Genomic DNA, 6,091 nt, shown 5'->3' on the forward strand with positions numbered 1-6,091 from the left:
TCAACGTTAATCTGATGCCGCCCCTCACAAGGGCGCATCACTGGGGATGGCGTATCCAAATGTCCGACGACACAAACCTGCCCTCGAACGGCCTTTCCTACAAGCAGGCCGGAGTCGATATCGACGCGGGAAACGCGCTCGTCGAAGCCATCAAGCCGGCAGTCAAGTCGACCCGCCGCCCGGGCGCAGATGGGGAAATCGGCGGTTTCGGCGGTCTGTTCGATCTCAAGGCGGCCGGGTTCACCGATCCCGTACTGATCGCTGCCAATGATGGCGTCGGAACCAAGCTGCGGATCGCGATTGATGCCGGCATCCACGATACCGTCGGCATCGATCTTGTCGCCATGTGCGTCAACGACCTCGTCGTCCAGGGTGCCGAACCGCTGTTCTTCCTCGATTACTTCGCCACCGGCGCGCTTGACGTTGCCCAGGGCACTGCCATCGTCGAAGGCATTGCCGAAGGTTGCCGTCAGGCAGGATGCGCGCTGATCGGTGGGGAAACCGCTGAAATGCCCGGCATGTATCACGGTGGCGATTACGACCTCGCCGGCTTTGCCGTGGGCGCCGCGGAACGCGGCAGCCTCCTGCCCCGTACCGATATTGGTGCCGGGGACAAGCTCGTCGCCATCGCTTCGTCCGGCGTGCACTCGAACGGCTATTCGCTGGTCCGCAAGATCGTGGACATGTCCGGCCTTGCCTGGTCCGATCCAGCACCCTTTGCGCCCGAATCCAGCCTTGGCGCCGCGCTGCTCGTGCCCACGAAAATCTACGTCAGGCCGCTGCTCGATGCAATCCGCTCGGGTCTGAACATCAAGGCGCTGGCCCATATCACCGGTGGCGGATTTCAGGAAAACATCCCCCGCGTCCTGCCCCAAACGCTGGCGGCGCGCGTCGATCTCGATGCGGTATCGACGCCCAAAGTCTTTGGCTGGCTGGCCAGACAGGGCGGGATTGCCGAGCGGGAAATGCTGCGCACCTTCAATTGCGGTGTCGGCATGCTGGTCGCCGTGAGTGCCGGGGATGCCGAAGCACTCGTCGCCAAACTCGAAAGCCACGGCGAAACCGCCAGCATCGTTGGCGAACTGGTCGAGCGCAGCGGTGATGCCGTTGAATTTACCGGTGCCCTCTCCCTATGAGCGCCAAAAAGCGCGTCGCCGTCCTTATTTCCGGGCGCGGCTCGAACATGACGGCCTTGATCGAAGCCGCCAAGGCTCCACAATATCCCGCCGAAATCGTCGGCGTCTTTTCCAATCGCGCCGCGGCACCGGGCCTGCAAACGGCCCGCGCCGAAGGGATCGAGACGGCCAACCTCGCGCAGAGCAGCTTTGAGAGCCGTCTCGATTTCGAAAATACGCTGACCCGGATCCTTGAGGGCTGGGCCGTCGATTACATCTGCCTTGCCGGCTTCATGCGTATTCTGACGGCCGAGTTCACGACGCACTGGCAGGGAAAGGCCATCAACATCCATCCTTCGCTCCTGCCCGCCTACAAGGGGCTCGACACCCACGCACGGGCCATTTCCGATGGCGCGCTCGAGGCAGGTTGTACCGTCCATTTCGTGACACCGGGCCTTGATGAGGGCCCTGCCATCCTGCAGGCCCGCGTGCCCATCGCGCCGGGCGATACCCCCGAGACGCTGGCTGCCCGGGTGCTGGCGGAGGAACACAAGCTCTATCCCAAGGCTCTGGCCCTGCTTGCATCCGGAGCGGTTGCCTATCGCGGCTGACGTCAAAATCGGGTGGTTCGGATCACCCGATTTGATAGGTGTCATTTCCATAACTGCTTCGACATCGCGCCGGCAAAGGCGTAGCGTTCCGGTCTTCCACCTGTAGGCACAATCCCATGGCGACTCGTGACTGGTTCTGGATTCTTCTGCTCGGAGGGATCTGGGGCTTCTCTTTCATTTTTAACGCAATCCTGATTCGCGAACTCGGACCTCTCTGGGTTTCGGCGCTGCGCGTCTGTATCGGCGCGCTGGGCTGCTGGGTGGCGCTGTTCGTCATGCGCAAACCCGTGCCGCGCGACCCCATGCTCTGGCTCAAACTCGGTGCACTGGGCTGGCTGGCCTATTCGATCCCGTTCGCCCTCTATCCGCTGGCTCAAGGGAGCCTGGCGAGTGGTGTCGCGGCGATCATCAATGCCCTGACCCCCATCATGACGGTGATCATCTCACTGTTCTTCAGCGATGGGGAACGGGCCAGCGTGCTTAAATTCGTCGGCGTGGTTTGCGGGTTCACCGGCGTTGCCATTCTTGCCTCGCCGGCTCTTCAGAGCGGCGGAAATTCGCAACTCTGGGCCATCGCCGCCTGCCTGGGCGCGACGATCTGCTACGCGTTTTCGCTCAACATTACCCGCAGCTTCAAATCCGTTGAGCCGACGGCATTCGCGGTCATGGCCCTATCAGGCGCAGGCCTGAGCTCGGCGATCGTGGCCTTCGGCTTTGAGGGTCCGCCGGTCATTACCTTGCCGGAAACCTGGTTGGCCGCCTTTGGGATCGGACTTATGGCCACGACCTTCACGTTCATCATCATGTACCGCATCCTGCCCCGGATCGGTGCGACCAACTTTTCGACGGTAACCTTCATAGCGCCCGTATCCGCGATCATATTCGGCTTCGTGCTGCTCGGGGAAATCATTCTGCCCACCCATCTCTTGGGCATGCTGGCCATCTTCATCGGTCTGTTGATGATCGATGGCCGCCTGCCCCGCCTGCTGGGCATGCGCTCACGAACCGCCGATTAGCTCCGCGTCGGCTGAACGGGATCGCCCGGATTGGGCGGAATTTCCGGCTCCGGCGGATGCGGAATGGGATCGGTGGGATCTGGGACCGGACTATCGGGCGGCCGTGGAACCGGGTCGGGATTCGGCCCCGGAATCGGCGGGGTGGGATCGGGATTGGGAATAGGGTTGTCGGGTGGTGGGTTGGTCATGGCGACCTCCTTTCCCAACCAACGAAAACCCTATCGCCTGTGTTCCCTATCTATTCCAGTCCCAGCTTGGCTTTCAGGATTTCGTTGACCGCCTGCGGGTTGGCCTTGCCGCCGGTCTGCTTCATGACCTGACCGACAAACCAGCCCAGAAGACCCGGCTTGGTCTTGACCGCTTCGACCTGGCCGGGATTGCCGGCAATGATCTCATCGACGATCTTTTCGATCGCCCCGGTATCGGAGACCTGCTTCATGCCCCGCGATTCAACCAGTTCGGCCGGATCGCCGCCTTCGGTCCACACGATCTCGAACAGATCCTTGGCGATCTTGCCCGAAATCTCACCCTTGGAGATCAAATCCACGATGCCACCGAGCTGGCCGGCATCCATCGGGCTGTCATCGATGGAAAGCCCTTCCTTGGACAGGCGTCCGAAAAATTCGTTGATCACCCAGTTGGCGGCCAGCTTGCCATCGCGCCCCTTTGCGACGTCCTCGTAAAAATCGGCATAGCGCCGATCCGAGACCAGAACAGACGCATCGTAAGGGGTGACGCCATAGTCCTGGACCAAACGCGCGCTCTTTTCGTCCGGGAGCTCGGGCAAGTTCTCCGCGAGCATGGCGATGAAAGCGTCATCGAATTCGAGCGGCAGCAGGTCGGGATCGGGGAAATACCGATAGTCGTGCGCTTCTTCCTTGGACCGCATCGACCGGGTCGTGCCGGTCTTGGGATCGTAAAGCCGGGTTTCCTGATCGATCACCCCGCCATCTTCCAGAATATCAATCTGGCGGCGCGCCTCATATTCGATGGCCTGGCCGGCAAAGCGGACCGAATTGACGTTCTTGATCTCACAGCGCGTGCCGAATTCGCCGCCGGGGCGACGAACCGAAACGTTGATATCGGCGCGCATCGAGCCCTGCTCCATATTGCCGTCGCAGGTGCCCAGATAACGCAGGATCGTGCGCAGCTTGGTGAGATAGGCCTTGGCTTCATCCGACGAGCGCAGATCGGGCTTGGAGACGATTTCCATGAGCGCCACGCCCGAGCGGTTGAGATCGACAAAGCTCATATTGGGGTGCTGATCGTGAATCGACTTGCCCGCGTCCTGTTCGAGATGCAGACGCTCGATACCGATTTCGACCTCGCCGTCTTCACCGAGGTCGAGCATGACCTTGCCCTCGCCGACGATGGGGTCCTTGAACTGGGAAATCTGATAGCCCTGAGGCAGATCGGGATAGAAATAGTTCTTGCGGTCGAACACCGAGCGCTTGTTGATCTGGGCCTTGAGCCCCAGCCCGGTGCGCACGGCCTGGCGCACGCATTCCTCGTTGATGACCGGCAGCATGCCGGGCATGGCGGCATCGACAAACGAGACGTTGGAATTGGGCGGATTGCCGAATTCGGTGGACGAGCCCGAGAACAGTTTGGACTCCGAGGTCACCTGGGCATGCACCTCCATACCGATGACCATTTCCCAATCGCCGGTGGCGCCGGAGATGAAATATTTCGGGGTGGGGGTGCGTGTATCGACCAGTGTCATGGAAGCGAAGACCTGCTTGATTGCTCAGGCGCGAGAATGCGCGGAAATATGATGTGGGGGATAAAACAATTGCCGCCGTCAGGCTAGTGGTTCTTTGTCGCGAGATCGAACCGAAAAAGTCTGCAACTTTTTCTGACCTCGCTCTAATGGGCCGTGACCACCAGTTGCTTTTCCATGCGCACTTTTTCGACGCGCTGGCCCAGCATGCGGGAGAATTTGACCCCGCGCCAGACGATCCCATACCCCTCGCGAGCGTAAAAGCGGATGGCGCCACCATTTTCCGCGTGAGTTTCGAGCACGGCGACATCGTGCCCGGCGCGGAAAATGTCCTGCTCGACGGCAGAAAGAAGTGCACGGCCAATGCCGTTTCGCTGATGGGCGGGGGTGACCCAGAGATCGGATATATAATCACTCATCGGCTCGCGGGCACCCCAGCCCGTCAGCTCCCCGTCATGCTCGGCCACCGTGATCGCGTCGCTGGCCGTGATGCAGAACAGCTGGAACGACAGCTCGAGCGCGGCACGTTCGGCAGCTATTCCCTCTTCGGATTCAGGGCTGATGATGTGGCGCATGCTCGAATCCCAGGACGCAAAAGCCAGCTTGCCGAGCTTGTCGGCTTCGGCGATGGAGGCGCGGCGGAGGATCAGATTGTCGAGCATTTCCCTTGGCGCTCTATTTTTTCCGGGTCCGGGCAATGATGATGCCCTTTTCGTAGTTGATGTTCCAGTCAATTAATGTGCGCCAGAGCAATTCGGCCTGATCTTCATCGAGATCGAGATCAAGAGCCTGGGCCCGTCGCTTGGCGACAATCGCCTCGATCCGGGCCGGATCGTTGGCCTCATGGGGATCGGTCTTGATCTCGGCCATCCGCGTCACATAGCCATGCCGCTCGGCAAAAAGTTCGATCAGCGCGTTATCGATCCGGTCGATCTCGACGCGCACATCGTCCTTGGTTTCACAGTCGGCGGGCAGTTTTATGGCGGTCATTGCAGTGTTTCCATTTTGGCAGTGATGCAGGTGTGCATCGGCGGACGACAATTTTCAACCACCCTATTCGGCCCACTTGCCTGCCGGCAGCCACCGGTCTAAGCAACCACCTGATGTGCAATCTGTCTGAGCTCCGCTGAGGCCCGGTCAAATAAGGCTGGGCTGAAAATCGAACCCACCGTTCTCCCTGCGTTATGCGGGCGGCACGGTTTCGATCGGCTGGCGGTCCTTTCCGCCAAATTTGCAGACACACTTTCATGGACATTTCCCGAGACGAACAGCGCGTGCTGCACGCGTTGGCACAGGGCGGCTACATCCAGCCGCTCAAGGACGCACGCGGCAAAATCGCCGACATCGAGTGCTTTAACCGCGACGGCTGGCTTTTGACCCAGTGCGACATGACGCTGTTCAAGAAGCTGCGCCGCCGCAAGACCATCGCCTCTCAGGGTGGTGGCCCCTACCGGATAACCAGGCGGGGCGTGATGTTGGTGCGCAGTCAAACCGACAACCGCTGAACGATGCCGATGGACCGGCGCGGCAAATCGTCCGCCGGTCCAGCGGACCGCGGTTATCGCAAAACTCAAAGACGGCATGGGGCGATGAACGCTCCGCATGGTTTAGTTTTTATATGAAGCGATC

The 6,091-nt window shown here is 60.5% G+C and carries 7 protein-coding genes; 4 read left to right on the top strand and 3 right to left on the bottom strand.

All coding sequences use genetic code 11. The features are described 5' to 3' along the window. Positions 1–59 precede the first annotated feature (59 nt). The 3 genes from purM to AACZ55_RS07535 all read left to right on the top strand — a co-directional run bounded on the left by purM (position 60) and on the right by AACZ55_RS07535 (position 2,742). Positions 60–1,136: a phosphoribosylformylglycinamidine cyclo-ligase gene (gene purM, locus AACZ55_RS07525; RefSeq protein ID WP_339644777.1), complete on the top strand. Its 1,077-nt coding sequence runs from the start codon at positions 60–62 to the stop codon at positions 1,134–1,136. Beyond that, positions 1,133–1,726 (top strand): phosphoribosylglycinamide formyltransferase, encoded by a 594-nt coding sequence (purN, locus tag AACZ55_RS07530; protein WP_339644780.1) that lies wholly within the window; start codon positions 1,133–1,135, stop codon positions 1,724–1,726. The genes purM and purN overlap by 4 nt, the downstream gene beginning before the upstream one ends. Before the next feature lie 116 nt (positions 1,727–1,842). Beyond that, positions 1,843–2,742 (top strand): DMT family transporter, encoded by a 900-nt coding sequence (locus AACZ55_RS07535; RefSeq protein ID WP_339644783.1) that lies wholly within the window; start codon positions 1,843–1,845, stop codon positions 2,740–2,742. Between the two features lie 238 nt (positions 2,743–2,980). Here the strand turns inward: AACZ55_RS07535 and gatB are convergent, their stop codons facing one another. The 3 genes from gatB to AACZ55_RS07550 form a co-directional block, all read right to left on the bottom strand. Further along, on the bottom strand, positions 2,981–4,465 hold the full coding sequence (gatB, locus tag AACZ55_RS07540) for an Asp-tRNA(Asn)/Glu-tRNA(Gln) amidotransferase subunit GatB (protein WP_339644786.1): 1,485 nt from the start codon (positions 4,463–4,465) through the stop codon (positions 2,981–2,983). Positions 4,466–4,608: 143 nt separating this feature from the next. Continuing rightward, positions 4,609–5,124: a GNAT family N-acetyltransferase gene (locus AACZ55_RS07545; RefSeq protein ID WP_338610540.1), complete on the bottom strand. Its 516-nt coding sequence runs from the start codon at positions 5,122–5,124 to the stop codon at positions 4,609–4,611. A 13-nt stretch (positions 5,125–5,137) separates the two neighbouring features. Beyond that, positions 5,138–5,452, bottom strand: coding sequence for a chorismate mutase (locus AACZ55_RS07550; protein ID WP_338610539.1), 315 nt, complete (start codon positions 5,450–5,452; stop codon positions 5,138–5,140). A gap of 257 nt (positions 5,453–5,709) precedes the next feature. Between AACZ55_RS07550 and AACZ55_RS07555 the strand changes: the two genes are divergently transcribed. Further along, entirely contained in the window at positions 5,710–5,967 is a 258-nt protein-coding gene (locus AACZ55_RS07555) for a YjhX family toxin (RefSeq protein WP_339644790.1), read from the top strand. Positions 5,968–6,091 lie beyond the last annotated feature (124 nt).

The organism is uncultured Pelagibacterium sp. (genome assembly GCF_963972885.1).
Lineage (GTDB): Bacteria > Pseudomonadota > Alphaproteobacteria > Rhizobiales > Devosiaceae > Pelagibacterium > Pelagibacterium nitratireducens.

Coding starts and splice junctions, on each gene's coding strand:
- purM (WP_339644777.1), top strand. CDS start 60: ATGTCCGACGACACAAACCTGCCCTCGAACGGCCTTTCCTACAAGCAG.
- purN (WP_339644780.1), top strand. CDS start 1,133: ATGAGCGCCAAAAAGCGCGTCGCCGTCCTTATTTCCGGGCGCGGCTCG.
- AACZ55_RS07535 (WP_339644783.1), top strand. CDS start 1,843: ATGGCGACTCGTGACTGGTTCTGGATTCTTCTGCTCGGAGGGATCTGG.
- gatB (WP_339644786.1), bottom strand. CDS start 4,465: ATGACACTGGTCGATACACGCACCCCCACCCCGAAATATTTCATCTCC.
- AACZ55_RS07545 (WP_338610540.1), bottom strand. CDS start 5,124: ATGCTCGACAATCTGATCCTCCGCCGCGCCTCCATCGCCGAAGCCGAC.
- AACZ55_RS07550 (WP_338610539.1), bottom strand. CDS start 5,452: ATGACCGCCATAAAACTGCCCGCCGACTGTGAAACCAAGGACGATGTG.
- AACZ55_RS07555 (WP_339644790.1), top strand. CDS start 5,710: ATGGACATTTCCCGAGACGAACAGCGCGTGCTGCACGCGTTGGCACAG.